Below are 22,186 nucleotides of genomic sequence, written 5' to 3'. Positions count from 1 at the left end.
AATCAGATTGTCAGCGTGATACTCGGCACGATGCCGGCGATCGACGCCCACAGCTTCACGTCGTCTCCGGGTTGGGCAACGTACTGGTTGCCAGACCGGTCCCGGCGCTCGAACGAGATCTGCGCCTCCAGGGCCACGCCCAGTGCGTAGGTGCGCGACCCCCGCAACTGCAGGGTCGCCGAAAGGTCGGTGAAGGCGTGGCGTTGTGAACTGATCGCCGAACCGCCCTTGCCGCTCTCGTCGAAGGCGAAGAGGGTTCGGGAGCCGAACGGGCTGAGCAGCTCCCACGCCCCGGTGATCGGGTCGATCTCCCAACCCGCCACATACGCCGTGCCCCGGTATGAGAACGCCGCGAACCCGATCGGCCCGGCGGGCAGGAACCACCAGCGGCTCTCCGCCACCAAATCCACGGAAGCGGTGACCGTGACCGATGAGAGGCTGGCGCGGGGCACGAGCGTGACGCCGGTGCCGGCGAAACCGATGTAGCCAGAGTCCATGGAGGATGCGTTCACCCAGCTGAACAACCGCCCGGTTCGTTCCGAGGCCTCGCTGCCGTCCGGACCGCCATCCCGGCCATTGGCCCACCGGTACCGAAACCGGTGATCGTCGGGGGCTGGAGAGCTCCAGTAGGTGCGATAGTCGGCGTCGGCGGGGATGTATAGATCGTCCGGCCAGGCGACGACGAAGGGCGAGCGGGGGCGAAAGTAGTTCGCGAACAGGGCCTCCCGATAATTCCGCACTCCCACGAGTGTGCGAGCCCGGTCTCCGGTGTTGGTCTCGACCTCTCGGTGCGCCGCTTCGATCTCGCGTCTGCGCACGAAGCTGATCGGTCCGGCCGGGGCGCCGACCTCCGACTCGACGTTGGATGGCTGGCGCACCTCCGAATGAGCGGTCGATGCGTCTTCGGTGGCTTCACGCCGGTTCTGGCGATGCGTACTGACGGCCTCTGGCTTCGGCACGGTGCTGTCGGCAGCCCCTGGGTGCGGTTCCGGAGTTCGGGCCACGTCAGCGTCCGGCGGCTTGCCGGGCGGGTCGCCATCCTGATTGGCAGGGCCCTCCGGGTCGGCGGGACTCATCAGATCGCCTCCTTGCGCCAGGGCGCGATGGTCATAGCGGCGCGCTGTGTGGTGTCACAAGGCAGGGTAATCAACCTGGCGGCCTTCCGCGAGGTGCCCATGAACGTCCTCCACGTCCAGCGCGGTTCCGGCGGTCAGTGTGGGTGTTGAGCGCCGTCCGCGGTGAGAAACGCATTGCGCTGTTCGATGAGCCGCCGCAGGTAGGCGGCCAGCACCAAACGCTCCACGATCCGGCCGAGGATTCCCCATGGCGCCGCGAACGACACCCGATCGATCATGAGAGTTCCGGTTCCGTGCGGGTGAAAGAGGTGCTCGTGGGTGAAATAGCGAAACGGCCCGCGAGTCTGTTCGTCGGTAAAGCTGCGCGGCGGGGTCATCGCGGTGATTCGGTTGGTCATCTGCAGGGGGAGACCCCAGTGCCGGGCCCGCCAGGTGACGTCCTGATCCAGGCCGATCAGTCCGCCCGTCACACCACCGACCGCCTGCTCCCGGGATCGGGACATGGATTCAGTGTGGGCCGTGATGTCCCTGGCCAGATCGAAGAGATGCTCAGGAGCCAGCACCGACACGGTGCTGCATTCGAACGAAACGGCCATGGCGCACAACCTATCAGCGTGCCACGGGCTGACAGCGTGCCACGGGCTGACAGCGTGCCACTGGCTGAGAACGTGCCACCCTGCGGTTCACCCTCCTCCCGATTGGGGCGGATCCGAGATCGGCCCGGCTCAGAACGGCGGCTCCGAGATCGGCCCGGCTCAGAACGGCGGCTCCGAGATCGGCCCGGCTCAGAACGGCGGATTGTCGGGCACCGGTGGCGTCGGGTGCCGCTTCGGCCGATGCCTGGGCAGCAGGTAGCTGTCATCGGCGGGCCGCTTCCGGGTGGTCGGCCCCACCGTCGGTGGCCGCGGCCGGGGTGGTCCCATCGGGTTGGCCGGATCGGTACGGTAACTGCGCTGCCCCGGGGAAGTCCACAGCAACACGCCACCGGGTTCCTGGGTCACCCGCCACTGCGAGAGGTGTTTGAGCCGGTGATGCGGTTCGCAGAGGTGGGCGAGGTTGTCGCTGTCGGTTCGGCCGCCGTCGGCCCACGGGTCGGTGTGGTCGACGTCGCTGGTCACCGCGGGGCGGGCGCAGCCGGGGAACCGGCAGGTTTCGTCGCGCACCCGGAGCCACTTCTTCATGGCTTTGGTGTTCTTGTGCTGGGTTTTTCCCAGCGAGAGCACCACCCCGGTCTCGGGGTGGGTGAGCAGCCGGGTGAAGCTGGGTGCGTGGCCGGCGATCTCCCGGGCGGTCTCGGGTGAGATCGGCCCGTACCCTTCCAGGGTGGCGGGTTCGTCGTCCAGGCCGAGCAGGGTCAGCACGGGCACGGTGATCATCACCGTGCCGCGGATCCCGGCGCCCATCCCGTCCGGCGTGATCCCGTCCAGCAGCAGCGCCCGGGTGACATCGGCGCGGAGCTGGTCCAGGGTGCGGGTCGGCAGCTCCTCGGCCGGGTCCTGACCGATTTCGGCTGTGGGGTCGCCGATCTTCTTCAGTGACACCGCCATGGCGTTGATCCGGTCGTAGGCGGCTCTGGTGTCGTGTGCGGTGCCGTACCAGTGCAGCCAGCCCATCCCGTCGGCGGCCGCTTCCCAGCGGCTGTGCCGCTGCGCGAGGGCCTGTGTGCTGCGGGTCACGATGGACTCCGGGTGCAGTTTCTCCCGCAACCGGTGGGCCTTGGTGATGAAGCGGCCCACCGGCAGGCGTTTGGCGTGCGGGAGCACGGCTTCTTCGAACGCGGCCTGGTGCTCCATCGGGAGGGTGTCGAGCTGTTCGAGCAGGGCCAGGGCGTGCCGGTAACTGATCTGCCCGGCCGCGAGAGCGTCGAATGTTGCCGGGGCGGTGTAGCTGAGCGCGCGGCCCTGGTCCATCCGGCGTTCCACGGTGCGTTCGGCCACGTGGATCAGGCAGGCCAGCTCGCTCACCACGGTGCGCCGGGCGACCTCGGGGTTGCCCCAGCGGGTGAACGCGGCCGCCCGGGCCTGATCGGCGGTCATCGTGGCCGCGTTCTGGTCGGCGGCCCGGATGCCCTCCAGGTCGCCGTGCAGCCTCGAGGCGACCTGAGGTTGCTCGCTCCATTCCTGCAACTCCACCAGCTTCGCGGCGTAGCGGGCCTCGGCGGCCGCGATCGAGCGGTACTCGGCGGCGGCTTCCTCGGTGATCTGGGCGAGTTCGACCCGGACTTGTTCGTCCAGGTTGGGCTTCGGAGAGTAGTCGTCATCGTCCGAAGCCGGCGGTGGTGCCACATCAGGGCTACTCATGCTGAGATCGTCTCACCTACCACCGACACTGCCGCCTCCCCGGGACCGTCGGCTCGGGCGGGTGGCCCGGCGGTCAGGGGAGCGACGCGGGATGCTAGGGTCTAAAGGTACCTAAGACCTACTTTAAGAGCCGTCCTGTGAGACGGGAAAGGAGGTCGGTTTGACGGAGCGCACTGTGCTCACCCAGGCTGACATCACCCGAGCGTTGACTCGGATCTCGCACGAGATCCTGGAGTCCAATCGAGGAGCGGAGAACCTGGTCATTCTGGGCATCCCCACCAGGGGAGTGGCCCTGGCCAAACGCATCGCCGAGATCATCCAGCGCATCGAACCCGCATCCGCAGCCGTGCGCGTCGGGTCCCTCGACGTGACGATGTATCGCGACGACCTCGCCCACACCCGCACGCGCACGCCCTCACCCACCCAGGTGCCCGGCAGCATCGACGGCGCGACGGTGGTGCTCGTCGACGACGTTCTCTACTCCGGCCGCACCATCCGCGCCGCCCTCGATGCCCTGGGCGACCACGGTCGACCCAGCGTCGTGCGCCTGGCCGTGCTGGTGGACCGCGGGCACCGGGAACTGCCGATCCGCGCCGACTTCGTGGGCAAGAACCTGCCCAGCGCCAGCCACGAACGCATCAACGTGCATGTGACCGAGGTCGACGGCGACGAGTTCGTCAGCATCGACGGCGGAACCGAGCCGCACGAGAACACGGAGACCGTCGCATGAGGCACCTGCTCTCCACCAAGTCGCTCAGCCGCGACGAGGCCATCACCCTGCTCGACATCGCCGAAGACATGGCGGATGTGGCCAACCGCGAGGTCAAGAAGCTCCCGACCCTGCGCGGCAAGACCGTGGTGAACCTCTTCTTCGAGGACTCCACCCGCACCCGGATCTCCTTCGAGGCCGCCGCCAAGCGGCTCAGCGCCGATGTGATCAACTTCAGCGCCAAGGGCTCCAGCGTCTCCAAGGGCGAAAGCCTGAAAGACACCGCTCAGACCCTGGCCGCGATGGGCGCGGACGGCGTCGTCATCCGACACCCCGCCTCCGGCGCCCCCCAGGTGCTGGCCGGCAGCGGCTGGATCGACGCGGGCATCATCAACGCCGGCGACGGCACCCACGAGCACCCCACCCAGGCGCTGCTCGACGCGTTCACCATCCGGCGCCGCCTGCACGGCCGTGCCTCCCGCGGTCGTGGCCTCGACGGTGTCACGGTCACGATCGTCGGCGACATCCTGCACTCCAGGGTCGCGCGCTCCAATCTGTGGCTGCTCGACACCCTCGGCGCCCACGTCACCTTCATCGCCCCGCCCACCCTGGTGCCCGCAGACACCTCCGGCTGGCCGGCCACCATCGGCTACGACCTGGACGCGGCCATCGACGCCGGCCCCGACGTCGTGATGATGCTGCGCATCCAGGCCGAGCGGATGAACGCGGCGTTCTTCCCGAACAGCCGCGAATACTCCCGCCGGTGGGGCCTGGACGACGAGCGTTTCGCCCGCCTGTCGTCGCATAGCATTGTCATGCACCCCGGACCGATGAATCGCGGCCTGGAGATCTCCTCCGCCGCGGCCGACTCTGAACGGTCCACCGTGCGCGAACAGGTCGCGAACGGGGTCTCCGTACGAATGGCGGCGTTGTACCTGTTGCTTTCCGGCGACCGAGAGGACCACTGAATGTCGATCGAACGCTACCTCGTGCGCGGAGCCCAGCTCAGCAACGGCACCACCACCGACCTGCTCCTCAGGGACGGCCGCATCACTGAGATGGGTGCAGGCCTCTCGGATGCCGATGCCACCGTGATCGACGCCCACGGCCTGATCGCCCTGCCCGGCCTGGTCGACCTGCACACGCACCTGCGCGAACCCGGCTACGAGCAGAGCGAAACCGTGCTCACCGGCAGCCAGGCCGCCGCCATCGGCGGGTTCACCACGGTGTTCGCCATGGCCAACACCTCGCCGGTGCAGGACACCGCCGGTGTGGTCGAGCAGGTTCTGGCCCTGGGGGAGAGCGCCGGCTATGTCACCGTGCAGCCGATCGGCGCCGTCACGGTGGGCCTCGCCGGTGAACGCCTCGCCGAACTCGGCGCCATGGCCGCCAGCCGCGCCAACGTGCGGGTCTTCTCTGACGACGGCTTCTGCGTCTCTGACCCGCTGCTGATGCGCCGGGCCCTCGAATACGTCAAGGCCTTCGACGGGGTCGTCGCCCAGCATTCCCAGGAACCGCGCCTCACCGTGGGCGCGCAGATGAACGAGGGCGCCCTGTCCAGCGAACTGGGCCTCACCGGGTGGCCGGCCGTGGCCGAGGAATCGATCATCGCTCGCGACGTGCTGCTGGCCGAACACGTGGGCTCCCGCCTGCACGTCTGCCACCTCTCCACTGCCGGCGCCGTCGACGTGGTGCGCTGGGCCAAGGCTCGCGGCATCAACGTCACCGCCGAGGTCACCCCGCACCACCTCATGCTCACCGAGGACCTCGTCGTCGGCTACGACGCCCGCTACAAGGTGAACCCGCCGCTCCGCCGCCGCGAAGACGTCGAGGCCCTCCGCCAGGGCCTGGCCGACGGCACCATCGACATCATTGCCACCGACCACGCCCCGCATCCCATCGAAGCCAAGGACTGCGAGTGGGACGCCGCCGCCAACGGCATGGTCGGCCTCGAATCAGCCCTGTCCGTGGCGCACGCCGCCGTCGTGGAAACCGGCTTCCTGGATTGGAACGACCTGGTGCGGGTGCTGTCGACGACTCCGGCTCGCATCGGCCGCATCCAGGGCCAGGGCCAACAGCTCACCGTCGGCGCTCCCGCGGAACTCACCCTCTACGACCCCAGCGCCCGCCGGGTGTTCGGCCGGCAGAACCTGATCGGCAAGGGCGTCAACTCGCCCTACCTCGAGATGACGTTGCCCGGCCAGGTGATGGCCACCTTCCACCGCGGCTACGCCACCGTGCTCGACGGCGTGCTGCGGAGCCCCGCGCAGGTCGACGCCGCCCGGGCAGCCCTGCTGCGGAGCACCCATGAGTAGCCGCACGGTCGCCGCGGTCATCACCGCGCTGGTCCTGATCGCGGTGCTGCTGCTGATGCTGCGCTCCTGGCGCCGGCGCACCAAACGGGATGCCGGGCTGCCCGCCGGCTACCCGCAGCCCGCCGAACCCGGACGGGAGCTGGCCTCCGCCGCAGCCCTGTACGTGGCCACCACACCCCGGGACACGCCCCTGGAACGACTGAATATCCCCGGCCTGGGCTTCCGCGCCCGTGGCGGCGTGTCAGTCACCGAGCAGGGCGTGCTGCTTGAACTCGCCGGCTCGCCCGCACTGTTCATTCCGGCGGATGCGGTGCAGATCGTCGCCGACGCCACCGTGGCCATCGACAGGGTCGTCGAACCCGGCGGCCTGATGCTGCTCGGCTGGCGACTGAACACGTCGGGCACGTCGGGCACATCGGCAACGTCCGGCACGTCGGACGCGGAGACGCCCATCGAGGTCGACAGCTATTTCCGCTTCAGCGACCCCGTCGATCGCCGCGCACTCAACGAGGCGATCAGATCCATCACAACAGACCGTGGCAAGACCGCACCTGGCACAACAGAATTCGGCACCGAAGAAAGTGAGGTGTAGCCCGTGAGCTACCCAACAACCACACCGGCCCCGGCCGTGCTCGTCCTCGAAGACGGCAGTCGCTACCTGGGACGTGCCTACGGCAGCCACGGCCAGACCCTCGGCGAGATCGTCTTCGCCACCGGCATGACCGGCTACCAGGAGACGCTCACCGACCCGTCCTACGCCGGCCAGATTGTGCTGATGACCGCACCGCACATCGGCAACACCGGCGCCAACGACGAAGACATGGAATCCTCCCGCATCTGGGTCGCCGGCTTCGTGGTGCGCGAACCCGCCCGGGTTCCCTCCAACTTCCGTTCGCAGCGCACCCTCGACGCCGACCTGGAGTCGGGTGACATCGTGGGCATCAGCGGCATCGACACCCGGGCGATCACCCGCCACATCCGGTCGCTCGGCGCCATGCGCAGCGGCATCTTCTCGGGGGAGAGCTTCAACCTCTCCGAGGGCGAACAGCTCGAACTGGTGCGGGGCGGCGCCAGCATGCGCGGCCGCAACCTCTCCGACGAGGTCTCCACGGTCGAGCCGTACTCGCTGCCCGCCAAGGGCGAACGCATCGGCTCGGTCGCCGTGCTCGACCTCGGCGTCAAGACCTCCACCCTCAACTACCTCGCCGAGCGGGGCTTCGAGGTCTTCGTGCTGCCGCAGTCGGTCACCGCGGAGCACGTGCTCTCGCTGAACCCCTCGGCCCTGTTCTTCTCGAACGGCCCCGGCGACCCCGCCGCTTCGGACGCCCACGTCACCCTGCTGCAGGAAGTCATGCGCGCCGGCGTGCCCTACTTCGGCATCTGCTTCGGCAACCAGCTGCTGGGCCGTGCCCTCGGCTTCGGCACCTACAAGCTGCCGTTCGGCCACCGCGGCATCAACCAGCCCGTGCTCGACAAGGCCACCGGCCGGGTGGAGATCACCTCGCAGAACCACGGTTTCGCGGTCGACATGCCCATCGAGGGCATCAGCGAGTCCAAGACCGGATTCGGTCGGGTCGAAGTCAGCCACTACAGCCTCAACGACCAGGTCGTCGAGGGCATCCGGTGCCTGGACATCCCGGCCTTCTCGGTGCAGTACCACCCGGAGTCCGCGGCCGGCCCGCACGACGCCAATTATCTTTTCGACAGGTTCAGGGATGTGGTGGTCGCGCACGCGGCCGCCGGAGCAGGAGACGCCAAGTAATGCCCAAGCGCGACGATATCAACAGCGTCCTCGTCATCGGAAGCGGCCCGATCGTCATCGGTCAGGCCTGCGAATTCGACTACTCCGGCACCCAGGCCTGCCGCGTCCTCCGCGAGGAGGGCGTCCGGGTCATCCTGGTCAACTCCAACCCCGCCACCATCATGACCGACCCCGACTTCGCCGACGCGACGTACATCGAGCCGATCACCCCGGAGATCCTCGAAACCATCATCGCCAAGGAACGCCCGGACGCGATCCTGCCGACGCTGGGCGGCCAGACCGCCCTCAACGCGGCGATCGCCCTGCACGAGCGCGGCATCCTGGAGAAGTACAACGTCGAGCTGATCGGCGCCAGCTTCGAGGCCATCAACAAGGGTGAAGACCGCCAGATCTTCAAGCAGCTGGTGCTCGACGCCGGCGCCGATGTGGCCAAGTCCTACATCGCCCACACCGTGGAAGAGGCCGTCGGCTTCGCCGAGGACCTCGGCTACCCGCTGGTCGTGCGCCCCTCCTTCACCATGGGCGGGCTCGGCTCCGGCTTCGCCTACACCGAAGCAGAGCTCCGCCGCATCGTCGGCGACGGCCTGCACCAGAGCCCGACCACCGAGGTGCTCCTGGAGGAGTCCATCCTCGGCTGGAAGGAATACGAGCTCGAGATGATGCGCGACACCGCCGACAACACCGTGGTCGTCTGCTCGATCGAGAACGTCGACCCCGTCGGCGTGCACACCGGCGACTCCATCACCGTCGCCCCTGCGCTCACCCTCACCGACCGCGAGTACCAGAAGCTCCGCGACATCGGCATCGACATCATCCGCGCCGTCGGCGTCGACACCGGTGGCTGCAACATCCAGTTCGCCATCGACCCCGCCAACGGCCGCATCATCGTGATCGAGATGAACCCCCGGGTGTCGCGCTCCTCCGCGCTGGCCAGCAAGGCCACCGGCTTCCCGATCGCCAAGATCGCCGCCAAGCTCGCCCTCGGCTACCGCCTCGACGAGATCCCCAACGACATCACCGGCGTCACGCCGGCCAGCTTCGAGCCCACGCTCGACTACGTCGTCGTGAAGGTGCCCCGGTTCGCGTTCGAGAAGTTCCCCAAGGCCGACCAGCGCCTCACCACCACCATGAAGTCGGTCGGCGAGGCCATGGCCATCGGCCGGAACTACGCCTCCGCCCTGCAGAAGGCCCTCCGCTCGCTCGAAAAGCGCGGCTCCTCGTTCCACTGGGGAACCGAGACCCGCTCGGTCGAGGAACTCCTCGCCGTCGCCGAGGTGCCCACCGACGGCCGCATCGTCACGGTGCAGCAGGCGCTCCGCAAGGGCGCCACCATCGAGCAGCTCTTCGAAGCCACCAAGATCGACCCGTGGTTCCTCGACCAGATCGTGCTCATCAACGAGATCGCCGACGCCGTCGCCGCCTCGGCCACCCTCGACACCGAGATCCTCCGCACCGCCAAAGACCACGGCTTCTCCGACGCTCAGATCGGCGAACTGCGCGGCTTCGGCGAAGCGGATGTGCGCAAGGTCCGGCACATCCTCGGCGTGCGCCCGGTCTTCAAGACCGTCGACACCTGCGCCGGCGAGTTCCCCGCCCTCACCCCGTACCACTACTCGAGCTACGACCAGGAGACCGAGGTCGTCCCCAGCGACCGCCGGAAGGTCGTCATCCTCGGCTCCGGCCCGAACCGGATCGGCCAGGGCGTGGAGTTCGACTACTCCTGCGTGCACGCCTCGTTCGCCCTCTCCGAGGCCGGCTACGAAACCATCATGATCAACTGCAACCCCGAGACGGTCTCGACCGACTACGACACCAGCGACCGGCTCTACTTCGAGCCGCTCACCCTGGAAGACGTGCTCGAGATCATCCACGCCGAAAGCCAGAGCGGCGAACTCGTCGGCGTGGTCGTGCAGCTCGGCGGCCAGACCGCGCTCGGCCTGGCCAAGGGCCTCGAGGCCGAGGGCATCCCGATCCTGGGCACCTCGCCCACCGCCATCGACCTGGCCGAGGAACGCGGACTGTTCAGCGGCATCCTCGCCGACGCCGGCCTGCTCGCGCCGCGCAACGGCGTGGCCACCGACTACTCGGGCGCCGTCGTCGTGGCCGAGGAGATCGGCTACCCGGTGCTCGTTCGCCCCAGCTACGTGCTCGGCGGCCGCGGCATGGAGATCATCTACGACAGCGCCTCTCTGGCCGACTACTTCACCCGCATGCAGGGCCAGGGCATCATCGGCCCGTCGCACCCGCTGCTGGTGGACCGGTTCCTCGACGACGCCATCGAAATCGACGTCGACGCCATCTACGACGGCCACGAGCTCTACATCGGCGGCGTGATGGAACACATCGAAGAGGCCGGTGTGCACTCAGGCGACTCCAGCTGCACCCTGCCGCCGGTCACCCTGGGCCGCGCCGAGATCGACCGGGTGCGCGACGCGACCCTCGCCATCGCCAAGGGCATCGGGGTGCGCGGCCTGCTCAACGTGCAGTTCGCCATCGGCGCCGGCGTGCTCTACGTGCTCGAAGCCAACCCCCGTGCTTCCCGCACCGTGCCGTTCGTGGCGAAGGCCCTGGGCATCACCCTCGCCAAGGCCGCCTCGCTGATCATGGTGGGCAGCACCATCGCCGAGCTCAAGGCCGATGGCAAGCTGCCGCTGGTCGACGGCTCCAGGGTGCCGATGGACTCCCCGGTCGCCGTGAAGGAGGCCGTGCTGCCGTTCAATCGGTTCCGCACCAAGGAAGGGCTCATTGTCGACTCGGTGCTCGGCCCGGAGATGCGTTCCACCGGTGAGGTCATGGGCATCGACCGCGACTTCCCGCGGGCGTTCGCCAAGAGTCAGCTCGCCGCGTACGGCGGAATCCCGCTGACCGGTACCGTCTTCGTGTCGGTCTCGGACCGGGACAAGCGCGCCGTGATCCTGCCGATGCTGCGCATGCAGCAGCTCGGTTACACGATCATGGCCACCGAAGGAACCGCCGAAGTTTTGCAGCGAAACGGAATCGGGGCCACAGTGGTGGCAAAGTTCAGCGAAAAGGCCGATGAGTCCGTAGACACCGTCGTCGACCTGATCCGACGCGAGGAGGTGCAGATCGTGATCAACACACCCAACGGTCGCACCGCCAGGGCGGATGGCTACGAGATTCGCGCCGCGGCCGTGGCCGGTGACCTGCCTCTGTTCACCACCATCGCCGAGCTCTCCGCCGCCGTCGGGTCGATCGACTCGATCCGCACCGGCTTCGAGGTCACCAGCCTGCAGGAATACGCGACGACGCGGGCGGCGGCGCTGTGAGCCCAGCCGGACCGGACGACACACCCGACACCTTCGGCGAACGCCTGCACGGTGCCTTCGGACGGTTCGGCCGGCTCTGCGTCGGCATCGACCCGCACTCCTGGTTGCTGACCGACTGGAACCTCCCAGACAACGCGGACGGCGCCGAAAGCTTCGGCCGGCAGGTGGTTGCGGCCGCAGCGGGCCGCGCCGGCATCATCAAGCCCCAGGTGGCCTTCTTCGAGCGCTTCGGCTCCGCCGGCTACCTGGCGCTCGAACGGGTGCTCGCCGACGCGCGGGCGGCCGGTCTGCTGGTCATCGCCGACGTCAAACGCGGTGACCTGGGCACCAGCGTGGAGGCCTACGGCCAGGCCTGGCTCAGCCAGGGGTCACCGCTCGAGGTCGACGCCATCACCGTGAACCCGTACATGGGTGTCGGTTCGCTCGCGAGCACCGTGGAGCTCGCCGCCGACGCGAGGAAGGGACTGTTCTTCCTGGCCGCCACCTCCAACCGGGAGGCCGCCGACCTGCAGCAGGCCATCCTGGGCCACGGCGCGCACGCCGGCCGTTCGGTGGCCGCGTCTGTGCTCGACGAGGTCGGCGCGATCAACGCCGACCGGGCGTCCGGTGGGTCCCTCGGCTCCGTCGGAGTGGTGCTCGGTGCCACGGTTTCCCTGCCCGATTTCGGCATCGACATCACCGCTCCCGCGGCCGCCGTGCTCACTCCGGTGCTCGCGCCGGGGTTCGGTCACCAGGGTGCGAATCCCGCCGATCTGGCGAGTTTGTTTGGCGGATACGCGCAAGGCGTTATCGTGAGTGAATCGCGCAGCGTTTTATCCGCCGGTCCCGCCCGTGTGGCCGATGAGATAACACGCCGAGTAACCGAAGCTGGAGCGACCCGTGGCTGACAATCGCCCTACCCCACCCGACGTCGACCGCGTCGCGGCGTCCCGCGCCGCCGTGGCGGCCCGACGTGCCCGCGCCGCAGTGAAGGCGCAGGTGGCCGCCGGTGAGCGCACCTCGCTCGACGTGCTCGCCGCCGCCGTCAAAGACCCCAACGGTGTCGAAGGACGCCTGCGCGTGACCGAGCTCCTGGTGAGCATCCCGGCCATCGGGGTCACCAAGATGCAGCGCATCATGACCCGGCTGGAGATCTCTCCATCCAAGCGTCTGGGCGGCCTCGGCAAGCATCAGCGTGACCGGCTGCGCGACTTTCTCGCCGCCCGTCCCACCTCCCGCAGGGGAGCGGCCGACTCTAAGCTCGTCGTCCTCGCCGGACCGACAGCGGTCGGCAAGGGCACCGTTGCCGCGTACATCCGCGAGCACCACCCTGAGGTGCACCTGTCGGTGTCCGCGACCACCAGGGCGCCGCGCGCCGGCGAGGTCGAGGGCGTGAGCTACTTCTTCGTCGACGACGCCGAGTTCGACCGGATGATCGAGGCCGGCGATCTTCTCGAATACGCCACCGTGCACAACGCCTACCGTTACGGCACCCCGCGCGGCCCGGTCGAGGCCGCCATCGCAGACGGCCACAGCGTGCTGCTCGAAATCGACATCCAGGGCGCCCGTGCCGTGCGCCGGGCCATGCCCGAGGCGCGCCTGGTCTTCCTGCTGCCGCCCACCTGGGAAGAACTTGTGCGCCGCCTGATCGGTCGCGGTACCGAGGATTCGGCCGAACAGAGCCGCCGGCTGGAGACCGCGAAGCTCGAATTGGCCGCTCAGGGCGAGTTCGATTACCGTGTCGTGAACACCGACGTGGCCGAAGCGGCCGAAGAAGTCGTAGACTTGATGCAGATTCGCAAGACAGCGACGCCGTCGTAGCGCCCGCCGTACTTGAATTCCTCGCGTCGAATAGGCGCATCATCGCGGTTAACGCCACGGTTTCCGGACACGGAAACCCCCGGTGACACCGCGTAGCCCGTACATTTTGCTTGAACAGCATGAAGGAGTGTGACAGCGTGCCCAACAAGCCCACTGGCATCATTGACCCGCCCATCGACGACCTGCTCACCAAGGTCGATTCCAAGTACGCCCTGGTGATCTTCGCCTCTAAGCGCGCCCGCCAGATCAACGACTACTACGCAGACCTGCACGAAGGCAGCCTGTTCGACAACGTGGGACCGCTGGTCGACTCCACCGTTGACGACAAGCCGCTCTCCGTGGCGCTGCGCGAAATCAACGAGGACAAGCTCACCTCGAAGCCCATCGTCGAGTAACACACTCGCACTCACGTAAGCGCGCAGGATGTCGACTGGTCGCACGATAGTCGTCGGGATAACCGGCGGCATCGCTGCATACAAGGCCGTCAATGTCGTGCGCGCTTTCGTGTTGCTCGGGGATGACGTGCACGTCGTCGCCACTGAAGCCGCCCTGCGCTTCGTCGGCAAGCCGACGCTGGAGGCGATCTCCCGCAACCCCGTGAACACCGATCTCTACGAGGGCGTCGCCCAGGTGCGCCACGTGGCCATCGGCCAGTCCGCCGACCTGATCGTGATCGCCCCCGCCACAGCCAACAGCATCGCGAAGATCGCCCTGGGCCTGGCCGACGACCTGCTCGGCAACACCATCCTCGCCAGCACCGCACCGCTCGTGATAGCGCCGGCGATGCACACCGAGATGTGGAACAACCCCGCCACCGTGGCCAACATCGCCACCCTGCGTGAGCGCGGGGTGACGATCGTTGGGCCTGGCAACGGGCGGCTCACCGGCTCGGACTCCGGCCCCGGCCGGATGGAGGAGCCCGACACCATCGTCCAGGCAGCCCTGGCCGCCCTGGACTCGCGTCGTGCGGGCAGCGCAGTGCCGCAGGACCTGGCCGGGCGCCGCGTGCTGATCAGCGCCGGCGGCACCCGCGAACCCCTCGATCCCGTGCGCTTCCTCGGCAACCGCTCCAGCGGGCGCCAGGGCGTGGCCCTCGCCGAAGCGGCCCTGGCCCGCGGCGCCGCCGTGACCCTGGTCGCCGCGCACCTCGAGGTGCCCGTGCCCACCGGCATCGGGGTGCACGCCGTCAGCAGCACCCTCGACCTGCAGCAGGCCATGCGGGAGGCCGCGGCATCCGCCGACATCGTCATCATGGCCGCCGCCGTCGCCGACTACCGGCCGGCCGCTGTGCAGGCCGACAAGATCAAGAAGGACGTGGCGGGGGACAGGCTCTCGCTCGAACTCGTGCGCAACCCCGACGTACTCGCCGGCCTCGCGCTGGCCAGGCAACCCGGCCAGCTGATCGTGGGCTTCGCCGCCGAAACCGAGCCGGACGACCTGCTGCGCCGGGAACTCGGCCGCACCAAGATCCAGCGCAAGGGCTGCGACCTGCTCGTGCTCAACCGCGTCGGCTGGACCCAGGGTTTCGCCACAGAGGGTAACGAGATCGCCGTGCTGAACAGCGCCGGAGATATAGTGATGGAGGCCTCCGGAACGAAGTTGTCGGTGGCCCACCGTATCCTCGACAGCATCGTCGGCACGATGGCCACTGGCCTCCATGAGGTCGCTCCCGCTTCCTGAGCCGGCGTTGTCAGGTCGCTCTTCGATCGGGCCTGCGCGCCCTCGCACCACCACCACACCGAAGCACATTTACCCACAGAATTGAGACGCACCCCGATGAGCGAACTTCGCCTCTTCACCTCGGAGTCGGTCACCGAAGGCCACCCTGACAAGATCTGCGACCAGATCTCCGACAGCATCCTCGACGCTCTCCTCACCGAGGACCCGCAGAGCCGGGTGGCCGTGGAGACCCTCGTCACCACCGGCCTCGTGCACGTCGCCGGTGAGGTCACCACCGCCGGCTACGTCGAGATTCCCTCCATCGTGCGCAAGTGCATCACCGACATCGGATACGACTCGTCCGACGTCTGGTTCGACGGCCGGTCCTGCGGTGTCGAGATCTCCATCGGCGGCCAGTCCCCTGACATCGCCCAGGGCGTCGACGACGCCTACGAGAGCCGCGAACAGGACAGCCTGGACGACTACGACCGCCAGGGCGCCGGCGACCAGGGCATCATGTTCGGCTACGCCACCCGCGAGACCCCCGAACTGATGCCGATCCCGATCTGGATCGCCCACCGCATGGCCGAACGCCTCGCCGAGGTACGCAAGTCCGGCGAGCTGGACTATCTGCGCCCGGACGGCAAGACCCAAGTCACCATCGGGTACGACGGCATCGTGCCGCGCACCGTGGAGACCGTGGTGCTCTCCACCCAGCACGCACCCTCCGTCACGACCGAGAAGCTGCGCGCCGACATCGCCGAGCTCGTCATCCGCCCCGTGCTGGAACGCGTGGATCTGGACGCCAGCGCCCTGCGCACCCTGGTCAACCCCACCGGCCGCTTCGAGATCGGCGGCCCGCAGGGCGACGCCGGGCTCACCGGCCGCAAGATCATCATCGACACCTACGGCGGATCCAGCCGGCACGGCGGCGGGGCGTTCAGCGGCAAGGACCCGTCCAAGGTCGACCGCTCCGCCGCCTACGCCATGCGCTGGGTCGCCAAGAACGCCGTCGCCGCCGGACTGGCCGAACGGCTCGAGATCCAGGTGGCCTACGCCATCGGCACCGCCTCACCGGTGGGCCTGTACGTGGAAACCTTCGGCACCGGCGCCCTGCCGGAGAAGGACATCACCGCGGCGATCCGCGAGGTCTTCGACCTGCGCCCGGCAGCCATCATCAAGGACCTCGACCTGCTGCGCCCGATCTACGCCCAGACGGCGGCCTACGGACACTTCGGCCGGGAACTGCCCGACTTCACCTGGGAACGCCTCGACAGGGTCGACGACCTCCGAAGCGCCGCCGGACTCTGACCCCACTAGATCTGAGACCACCAGATTCGCAACGAGAGGGGCCGCAGATGACTCGCACCGGCCTCATCGCGAGGGTGCTGATCGACTCGCCCCTGCCACAGCTCGACCACCTCTTCGACTACGCCATCCCCGACGAGCTCGCCCCCCTCGCCCAGCCCGGAGTACGGGTGCGAGTTCCGTTGCGCTCGGCCAACCGGGTGGCCGACGGCTATCTCATCGAGGTCATCGATCCGAACGACCAGCCCGCCGCACCGGTGAACTCGGCCGGCCAGGCGACCCTCGACGGCAGCGGGCCGGACATCGTGCCGGACACCGGGTTCAGCGGCACACTCAGCCCGGTCGACTCCATAGTGTCCGCGGTGCCCGTGCTCACCCCGCCCGTCTGGCGCCTGGCCAGACGGCTGGCCGACCGCGCGGCGGGCAACGCGAGCGACATCATCCGGCTCGCGGTGCCTCCGCGCGCCGTTCGGGTGGAGAAGGCCTGGCTCGCCGGCCGGGCCGCCGAGGCCGCCGAATCAGCTGCCCCGGCGGCACCGAGCCCGCCCGCACAACCCCCGGCTGCCGCGGCGACGTTGGCCGCCCCCGGCTTCGCCGAGTACCCGCCCGAGACCCTGGGCACCATCGTGGCGGAGCGCCTTCGGGTGTGTGTCGCCGCAGTGCCGACCCTGGTGCGCCTGCCGGCCACCCCTGGCGCGGCGGACGCCGCCCCCGGCGCGAGTGCTGACGGCAGCACCGTGGGCACCTGGGCTGTCACCATGGCCGAACTGGCGGTGTCGGCGCTGCGACAGGGCAAGAGCAGCATCCTCGTGGTGCCCGATTTTCGGGACCAGGACCAGCTGCAGGCCGCCCTGGCTGTCGTCGCGCCCGCAGACGCCGTCGTGCGGGTCGATGCCAGGCAGAGCAACCCCGATCGCTACCGCGGCTTCCTGACGCTGCTGGAGGGCCACCCGCGCATCGTCGTCGGCAACCGCTCTGCCGTGTACGCCCCGGCCCACGACCTCGGGCTCATCGTGCTGTGGGACGACGGAGATCCGCTCTACGGCGAACAGCTCAGCCCGTACGTGCACGCGCGCGACGCCGCCCTGATCCGCCGCGAGGCGGCCGACTGCGCCCTCGTGCTGATCGGGCACTCCCGAAGCGTCGAGACCGAGCGCCTCATCGAAATCGGTTGGCTGCGCGCCGTGCACCCCAGCCGCGACAGCCACCCCAGGGTCATTCCCACCACCTTCCAGGCCGAACCGGATGCCCAGGCCAGGGCGGCCCGCATCCCCTCGGCCGCCTGGCTCGCCGCCAAGGAAGCCGTGCGCACCGGTCCGGTCCTGGTGCAGGTGGCCAGCCCTGGCTACGCGCCGATGCTCGCCTGCCGGTCCTGCGGGCAGTCCGCCAGGTGCACCAAATGCCAGGGGCCGCTCGCGCTCGCCCACGCCACCGCCACCCCCGCCTGCCGCTGGTGCGGCCACCTCGCCGCCGGCTGGCGCTGCTCGCACTGTGAGGGCACGGTGTTCCGCGTGGTCACCGTGGGCACCGGCCGCACCGCGGAGGAACTCGGCCGGGCCTTCCCCGGCTCCAGGGTGATCGTCGCCGACGGCGAGCACACTGTGCAGACCCTCGGCCCCGAGCCGGCGCTCGTGATCGCCACCCGAGGCGCCGAGCCGATTCCCCGAAACGGCTACAGCGCCATCCTGCTGCTCGACGGCGAACGCATGCTCGCCCGCGAGTCCCTGCGTGTCGGCGAGGACTGCCTGCGCTGGTGGGCGAACACGGCGGCGCTGGCCGCACCCGGCGCCCCCGTGATGCTCGTCGGGGTCGGCGGGGCTCTCGCCCACGCCCTCAACACCTGGCAGCCAGGCCCCTATGCGGCGGCCGAGCTCTCCGACCGCCGGCAGCTGCGGTTCCCGCCCGCCGTTCGCGTGGCCTCGGTCACCGGCAGCAACGCGGAGGTGGCCGCCGCCCTCGAATCCCTGGCCGAGCTGCCCGGCCTGGACGTGCTCGGGCCGGTCAGCCACGAGGCCGCCGGACCGGGCCAGAAGACCGCCGGGCCCCCGCTGGTGCGCGCCATCGTGCGGTTCGGCTACCCGGACGGCGACGAGGTGGCGCGCACCCTCAAGGCCGCGATCGTGCGGAACGCCGCCAGCCGGCGGAAGCCCAAGGGCGCCGCTTTCCGTCCTGCACCTACACTCAGAGTACGATTCGACGACCCGGAGCTGCTGTAAATGAAACTCGTCTTCGCCGGGACCCCGCCGGTCGCCGTGCCCAGCCTGTCGCTCCTGGCGGCCTCGGGGCACGAGATCGCCGCCGTGGTCACCCGCACCGATGCCGCCCTCGGCCGCAAGCGCGTGCTCACCCCATCGCCCGTTGCGGCCGCCGCGGGTGAACTCGGCCTGCCCGTGATCAAGGCCAACCGTCTCGACGCCGCGGCGACCGCGGCGATCACGGCCCTCGACGCCGACCTCGGCGTTATCGTGGCCTACGGCGGCCTGGTGCGGGAGCCCCTGCTCTCGGCACCGCGGCTGGGCTGGATCAACCTGCACTTCTCCCTGCTGCCGCGCTGGCGCGGGGCGGCCCCCGTGCAGCGCGCCATCATGGCCGGAGACACCAGCACCGGCGCCGCCGTCTTCCAGCTCGTCGCCGAGCTCGATGCCGGCGCCGTCTTCGCCCAGTTGGAAACCCCCATCGGCCGGCACGCGACCGCAGGCACGCTGCTGGAGAGCCTGAGCCAGAGCGGCGCCGCCCTGTTGCTCCAGGTCGTCGACGCCCTCGAGGCCGGCACCGCCCTGGCCGTGCCGCAGACCGGTGAGGTGACCCTGGCCCCCAAGCTGACCCTCGACGACGCCCGCATCGACTGGAGCCTGCCCGCCGACACCGTGCACGCGATCATCCGCGGCGTCACCCCAGAGCCCGGTGCGTTCACCGAGATCGCCGGCTCCAGGCTCAAACTCCACGACGTCGCGGCGACACACGGGCACTCCGGTCAGACCGCCGGGCACATCACCGAAATCGACAAGAAGGTTCTGATCGGCACCGGCACGGCGCCCCTGGAACTCATCAATGTACAACCGGCAGGAAAAACCCCAATGAAAGCAATCGACTGGTGGCGCGGAGTGGCAGCAACCGAGGTGATCGCCTCGTGAGCGGTTCAGGCCAGGGCGGTTCCGGCCGGGACCGCGCGCCGCGCCCGGATCGTGCCGCCCGCCAGGACCGGGCGCCCCGCCCGGACAGCGGCCGACCGACCTACATCGTGCAACCCGCCCGCCGCGTGGCCTACGAGGTGATCGAGGCCGTTCGGGAATCCGACGCGTACGCGAACCTGCTGCTGCCCACCCGCATCCAGCGCGCGGCGCTGAACACCGCGGATGCCGCCCTGGCCACCGAGCTCACCTACGGCACCCTGCGCATGCAGGGCTTCTACGACAGGGTCATCGCCGAAGCCGCCGGCCGGCCCGTCACGGCCATCGACCCCGCTATCCTCGACGTGCTCAGGCTCGGCGCACATCAGCTGCTGGCCACCAGGGTCGCCACCCACGCGGCCGTCAACGAATCCGTCGAACTCGCCAGGCAGGTGGGCTCCCGCTCCGCCACGGGCTTCACCAACGGCGTGCTGCGCGCGATCGCTCGGGTCAGCGCCGACGAGTGGCGCGAACGCATCCTCGCCGACACCACCACCCCGGACGACGCCCTCGCCGCCCTGTACTCCCACCCGGTCTGGGTGGTCCGCGCGTTCCGGCAGTCCCTGCGCCAGGAAGGCCGCGAAGCCGAACTTGAAGCGCTCCTGGCCGCAGACAACGCCGCCCCGCGGGTGAACATGGTCGCCCTGCCCGGACTGGCGGAAATCACCGCGGAACTCGGCGAGCCGAACGACTTCTCGCCCACAGGGTTCGTACTCGCCGGGGGAGACCCGCACCACCTGATGAAAGACAGCGATGGCCGCCTGCGGGTGCAGGACGAAGGGTCCCAGCTCGCCGCCCTCGCGCTCAGCCGGGCCCGGCCGATCGTGGAGGGGGAGCGCTGGCTCGACCTCTGCGCCGGCCCCGGCGGCAAGGCCGCCCTGCTCGCCGCCGAGGCCCTGAACGGCGGCGCAACGCTCGTCGCCAACGAGGTCGTGCCGGCCAGGGCGCAGCTGGTGCGCGCCGCCCTCGCGGCCGTGCCCGCCGACGTGCCGGTCTGGGAGATGGACGGCACCTGGGTGGGCGAAGACCAGCCGGAGGCCTTCGACCGAATCCTGCTCGATGCCCCGTGCACCGGCCTCGGCGCCCTGCGCCGCCGCCCCGAGGCGCGCTGGCGGAAGCTCCCCAAGGACGTCGCCGAGCTCTCCGACCTGCAGTCCGCTCTGATCCACGCGGCTCTCGGCGCCCTCAAGCCCGGCGGGATCCTGGCCTACGTCACCTGTTCACCGCACATCGCGGAGACGCGGGGGATCGTGGCGACGGCTCGCAAGGCCTGGGGCGACAAGGTAGTGGCACTGGACACCGCAGCGGTGTTGCAGGGCCTCACGGTGCATCCGCTCGACCTGGCCGGCGACCCCGGCAGCGTGCAGCTGTGGCCGCACCGGCACGGCACCGACGCGATGTTCATCACCCTGCTGCAGCGTCAGGCCGACTGAGCCCGTGCGGAGTGGACCATTCGCTAGGGTAGAAAAATGGTTACCCGGATCAACCCGAGCATTCTGGCCGCAGACTTCGCCAACCTGGAGCGGGAATTAGGCCGCATCAGCACGGCGGACCTGGCGCATGTCGACGTCATGGACAACCATTTCGTACCGAACCTGACGCTCGGGCTGCCGATCGTCGAACGCCTGTTGCAGGTCTCGCCGATCCCACTGGACCTGCACCTGATGATCGACGACCCTGACCGCTGGGCCCCCGCCTACGCCGAGGCGGGTGCGTACTCCGTCACCTTCCATGCCGAGGCCGCCGCGGATGCCGTCGGACTCGCCAGGCGCCTGCGCGACATCGGCGCCCGGGCCGGCATCGCCCTGAAGCCCGGCACGGCCGTTGAGCCCTACCTCGACCTGCTCGACGAATTCGACCAGGTCCTGGTGATGACAGTCGAACCAGGGTTCGGCGGCCAGAGCTTCATGGCCTCGACAATGCCCAAGCTCAGCCTGCTCGCCGATGCCGTGCGCGAGCGCGGCCTCGACGTGTGGCTGCAGGTCGACGGGGGCATCACCGAAGACACCATCGCCCAGGCCGCGCAGGCCGGCGCCAACACCTTCGTCGCCGGCTCCAGCGTCTTCAACGGCGACCCGGCCGGGCAAATCGCCAGGCTGCGTGCGGCCGCCGCCCTGCACACGCACACCCACTAACCGCAGCTCGCCGTCGCACAGGCCCGTGGTTCGCCCGTGGCGCCAGACGACAGGCGAGGGCCGCAGGCGACAGACGCCAAGCCGCATCCGCCATGACTGGCCCGGTTTTGCTAGTGAGTGGGCCTGGCGCATTAGCAAGAGTGGGCCAGTCATGTTCGGGTGCCTGGGGGTTGCGGCGTGGAACTCGGTGACTGGCCCGGTTTTGCTAGTGGGTCGGCCCGGTGCACTAGCAAATGTGGGCCAGTCATGTTTGGGTGCACCTCGTGGTGGGGAGCTCGCAACCGGGCCCGTGCACCCTCTCGAACCAGCCGTGCCGAGGGGTCCGCTCTCGCGGAGCCGTGCGGACCGGTAACCTGTACGAGTGAAAACATTCGACGACCTGTTCGCTGAGCTGAGCCAGAAGGCCGTAGACCGGCCGGAAGGCTCCGGAACCGTCCGCGAACTCGACGCCGGCATCCACGCGATCGGCAAGAAGATCGTGGAAGAGGCCGCCGAGGTCTGGATGGCCGCCGAGTACCAGAGCGACACCGAAACTGCCGAAGAGATCTCGCAGCTGATCTACCACCTGCAGGTCATGATGGTGGCGAAGGGGCTTTCCCCCGAGGACGTCTACCGACATCTGTGATGTTGTCTCCTCGCGCATCCCACCCAGAACCTTCGGACAG

Annotated in this window: 20 protein-coding genes; 16 read left to right on the top strand and 4 right to left on the bottom strand. The window is 69.2% G+C overall.

Translation table 11 applies throughout. The annotated features are described in order from the left end of the window. Positions 1 to 2: 2 nt before the first annotated feature. The 4 genes from ACEN2M_RS01275 to ACEN2M_RS01260 all read right to left on the bottom strand — a co-directional run bounded on the left by ACEN2M_RS01275 (position 3) and on the right by ACEN2M_RS01260 (position 3,376). Positions 3 to 1,076, bottom strand: a complete 1,074-nt coding sequence (locus tag ACEN2M_RS01275) for a hypothetical protein (RefSeq protein ID WP_441646312.1) — start codon at positions 1,074 to 1,076, stop codon at positions 3 to 5. A gap of 134 nt (positions 1,077 to 1,210) precedes the next feature. After that, entirely contained in the window at positions 1,211 to 1,672 is a 462-nt protein-coding gene (locus ACEN2M_RS01270; protein WP_441646311.1) for an SRPBCC family protein, read from the bottom strand. A gap of 13 nt (positions 1,673 to 1,685) precedes the next feature. After that, complete coding sequence (locus ACEN2M_RS01265) at positions 1,686 to 1,835, bottom strand: hypothetical protein (protein ID WP_441646615.1); 150 nt, start codon at positions 1,833 to 1,835, stop codon at positions 1,686 to 1,688. Between the two features lie 26 nt (positions 1,836 to 1,861). Beyond that, a complete protein-coding gene (locus ACEN2M_RS01260) occupies positions 1,862 to 3,376 on the bottom strand; it encodes a DUF222 domain-containing protein (RefSeq protein WP_441646310.1) in 1,515 nt (504 codons plus the stop codon). A 160-nt stretch (positions 3,377 to 3,536) separates the two neighbouring features. Here ACEN2M_RS01260 and pyrR point away from each other — a divergent pair, with 160 nt between their 5' ends. From pyrR to ACEN2M_RS01180, 16 genes are all read left to right on the top strand, one after another. Then, positions 3,537 to 4,106 (top strand): bifunctional pyr operon transcriptional regulator/uracil phosphoribosyltransferase PyrR, encoded by a 570-nt coding sequence (gene pyrR, locus ACEN2M_RS01255; protein ID WP_441646309.1) that lies wholly within the window; start codon positions 3,537 to 3,539, stop codon positions 4,104 to 4,106. Beyond that, on the top strand, positions 4,103 to 5,053 hold the full coding sequence (locus ACEN2M_RS01250) for an aspartate carbamoyltransferase catalytic subunit (protein ID WP_441646308.1): 951 nt from the start codon (positions 4,103 to 4,105) through the stop codon (positions 5,051 to 5,053). Before pyrR ends, ACEN2M_RS01250 begins: the two co-directional genes overlap by 4 nt. Beyond that, positions 5,054 to 6,400: a dihydroorotase gene (locus ACEN2M_RS01245; RefSeq protein ID WP_441646307.1), complete on the top strand. Its 1,347-nt coding sequence runs from the start codon at positions 5,054 to 5,056 to the stop codon at positions 6,398 to 6,400. Next, on the top strand, positions 6,393 to 6,992 hold the full coding sequence (locus ACEN2M_RS01240) for a PH-like domain-containing protein (protein WP_441646306.1): 600 nt from the start codon (positions 6,393 to 6,395) through the stop codon (positions 6,990 to 6,992). The genes ACEN2M_RS01245 and ACEN2M_RS01240 overlap by 8 nt, the downstream gene beginning before the upstream one ends. 3 nt (positions 6,993 to 6,995) lie before the next feature. Then, complete coding sequence (carA, locus tag ACEN2M_RS01235) at positions 6,996 to 8,162, top strand: glutamine-hydrolyzing carbamoyl-phosphate synthase small subunit (protein ID WP_441646305.1); 1,167 nt, start codon at positions 6,996 to 6,998, stop codon at positions 8,160 to 8,162. Then, positions 8,162 to 11,449: a carbamoyl-phosphate synthase large subunit gene (carB, locus tag ACEN2M_RS01230; RefSeq protein ID WP_441646304.1), complete on the top strand. Its 3,288-nt coding sequence runs from the start codon at positions 8,162 to 8,164 to the stop codon at positions 11,447 to 11,449. Before carA ends, carB begins: the two co-directional genes overlap by 1 nt. After that, the gene (pyrF, locus tag ACEN2M_RS01225) at positions 11,446 to 12,336 is read left to right on the top strand and encodes an orotidine-5'-phosphate decarboxylase (protein WP_441646303.1); all 891 of its coding nucleotides are present in this window, start codon (positions 11,446 to 11,448) and stop codon (positions 12,334 to 12,336) included. Before carB ends, pyrF begins: the two co-directional genes overlap by 4 nt. After that, positions 12,329 to 13,249, top strand: a complete 921-nt coding sequence (gene gmk, locus ACEN2M_RS01220; protein WP_441646302.1) for a guanylate kinase — start codon at positions 12,329 to 12,331, stop codon at positions 13,247 to 13,249. The genes pyrF and gmk overlap by 8 nt, the downstream gene beginning before the upstream one ends. A gap of 137 nt (positions 13,250 to 13,386) precedes the next feature. Continuing rightward, the gene (gene rpoZ, locus ACEN2M_RS01215; protein WP_066595628.1) at positions 13,387 to 13,644 is read left to right on the top strand and encodes a DNA-directed RNA polymerase subunit omega; all 258 of its coding nucleotides are present in this window, start codon (positions 13,387 to 13,389) and stop codon (positions 13,642 to 13,644) included. Between the two features lie 28 nt (positions 13,645 to 13,672). Beyond that, the gene (gene coaBC, locus ACEN2M_RS01210; RefSeq protein ID WP_441646301.1) at positions 13,673 to 14,929 is read left to right on the top strand and encodes a bifunctional phosphopantothenoylcysteine decarboxylase/phosphopantothenate--cysteine ligase CoaBC; all 1,257 of its coding nucleotides are present in this window, start codon (positions 13,673 to 13,675) and stop codon (positions 14,927 to 14,929) included. Between the two features lie 96 nt (positions 14,930 to 15,025). Further along, positions 15,026 to 16,219 carry a methionine adenosyltransferase gene (metK, locus tag ACEN2M_RS01205; protein ID WP_441646300.1) on the top strand — a complete coding sequence of 398 codons (1,194 nt, stop codon included), beginning with the start codon at positions 15,026 to 15,028 and terminating at the stop codon, positions 16,217 to 16,219. A 47-nt stretch (positions 16,220 to 16,266) separates the two neighbouring features. Next, entirely contained in the window at positions 16,267 to 18,432 is a 2,166-nt protein-coding gene (locus ACEN2M_RS01200) for a primosomal protein N' (protein ID WP_441646299.1), read from the top strand. Continuing rightward, entirely contained in the window at positions 18,433 to 19,350 is a 918-nt protein-coding gene (fmt, locus tag ACEN2M_RS01195) for a methionyl-tRNA formyltransferase (protein WP_441646298.1), read from the top strand. After that, positions 19,347 to 20,819 (top strand): RsmB/NOP family class I SAM-dependent RNA methyltransferase, encoded by a 1,473-nt coding sequence (locus ACEN2M_RS01190; RefSeq protein ID WP_441646297.1) that lies wholly within the window; start codon positions 19,347 to 19,349, stop codon positions 20,817 to 20,819. Before fmt ends, ACEN2M_RS01190 begins: the two co-directional genes overlap by 4 nt. Positions 20,820 to 20,855: 36 nt before the next feature. After that, on the top strand, positions 20,856 to 21,521 hold the full coding sequence (gene rpe, locus ACEN2M_RS01185; protein ID WP_441646296.1) for a ribulose-phosphate 3-epimerase: 666 nt from the start codon (positions 20,856 to 20,858) through the stop codon (positions 21,519 to 21,521). A gap of 361 nt (positions 21,522 to 21,882) precedes the next feature. After that, a complete protein-coding gene (locus ACEN2M_RS01180; RefSeq protein ID WP_265400982.1) occupies positions 21,883 to 22,146 on the top strand; it encodes a phosphoribosyl-ATP diphosphatase in 264 nt (87 codons plus the stop codon). Positions 22,147 to 22,186: the final 40 nt, after the last annotated feature.

The organism is Cryobacterium sp. W22_MBD10_FK3, assembly GCF_052113745.1.
Taxonomy (GTDB): Bacteria; Actinomycetota; Actinomycetes; order Actinomycetales; family Microbacteriaceae; genus Cryobacterium.
The sequence above is the reverse complement of the archived record's forward strand: the minus strand, read 5'-3'. Positions and strand labels throughout refer to the sequence as shown.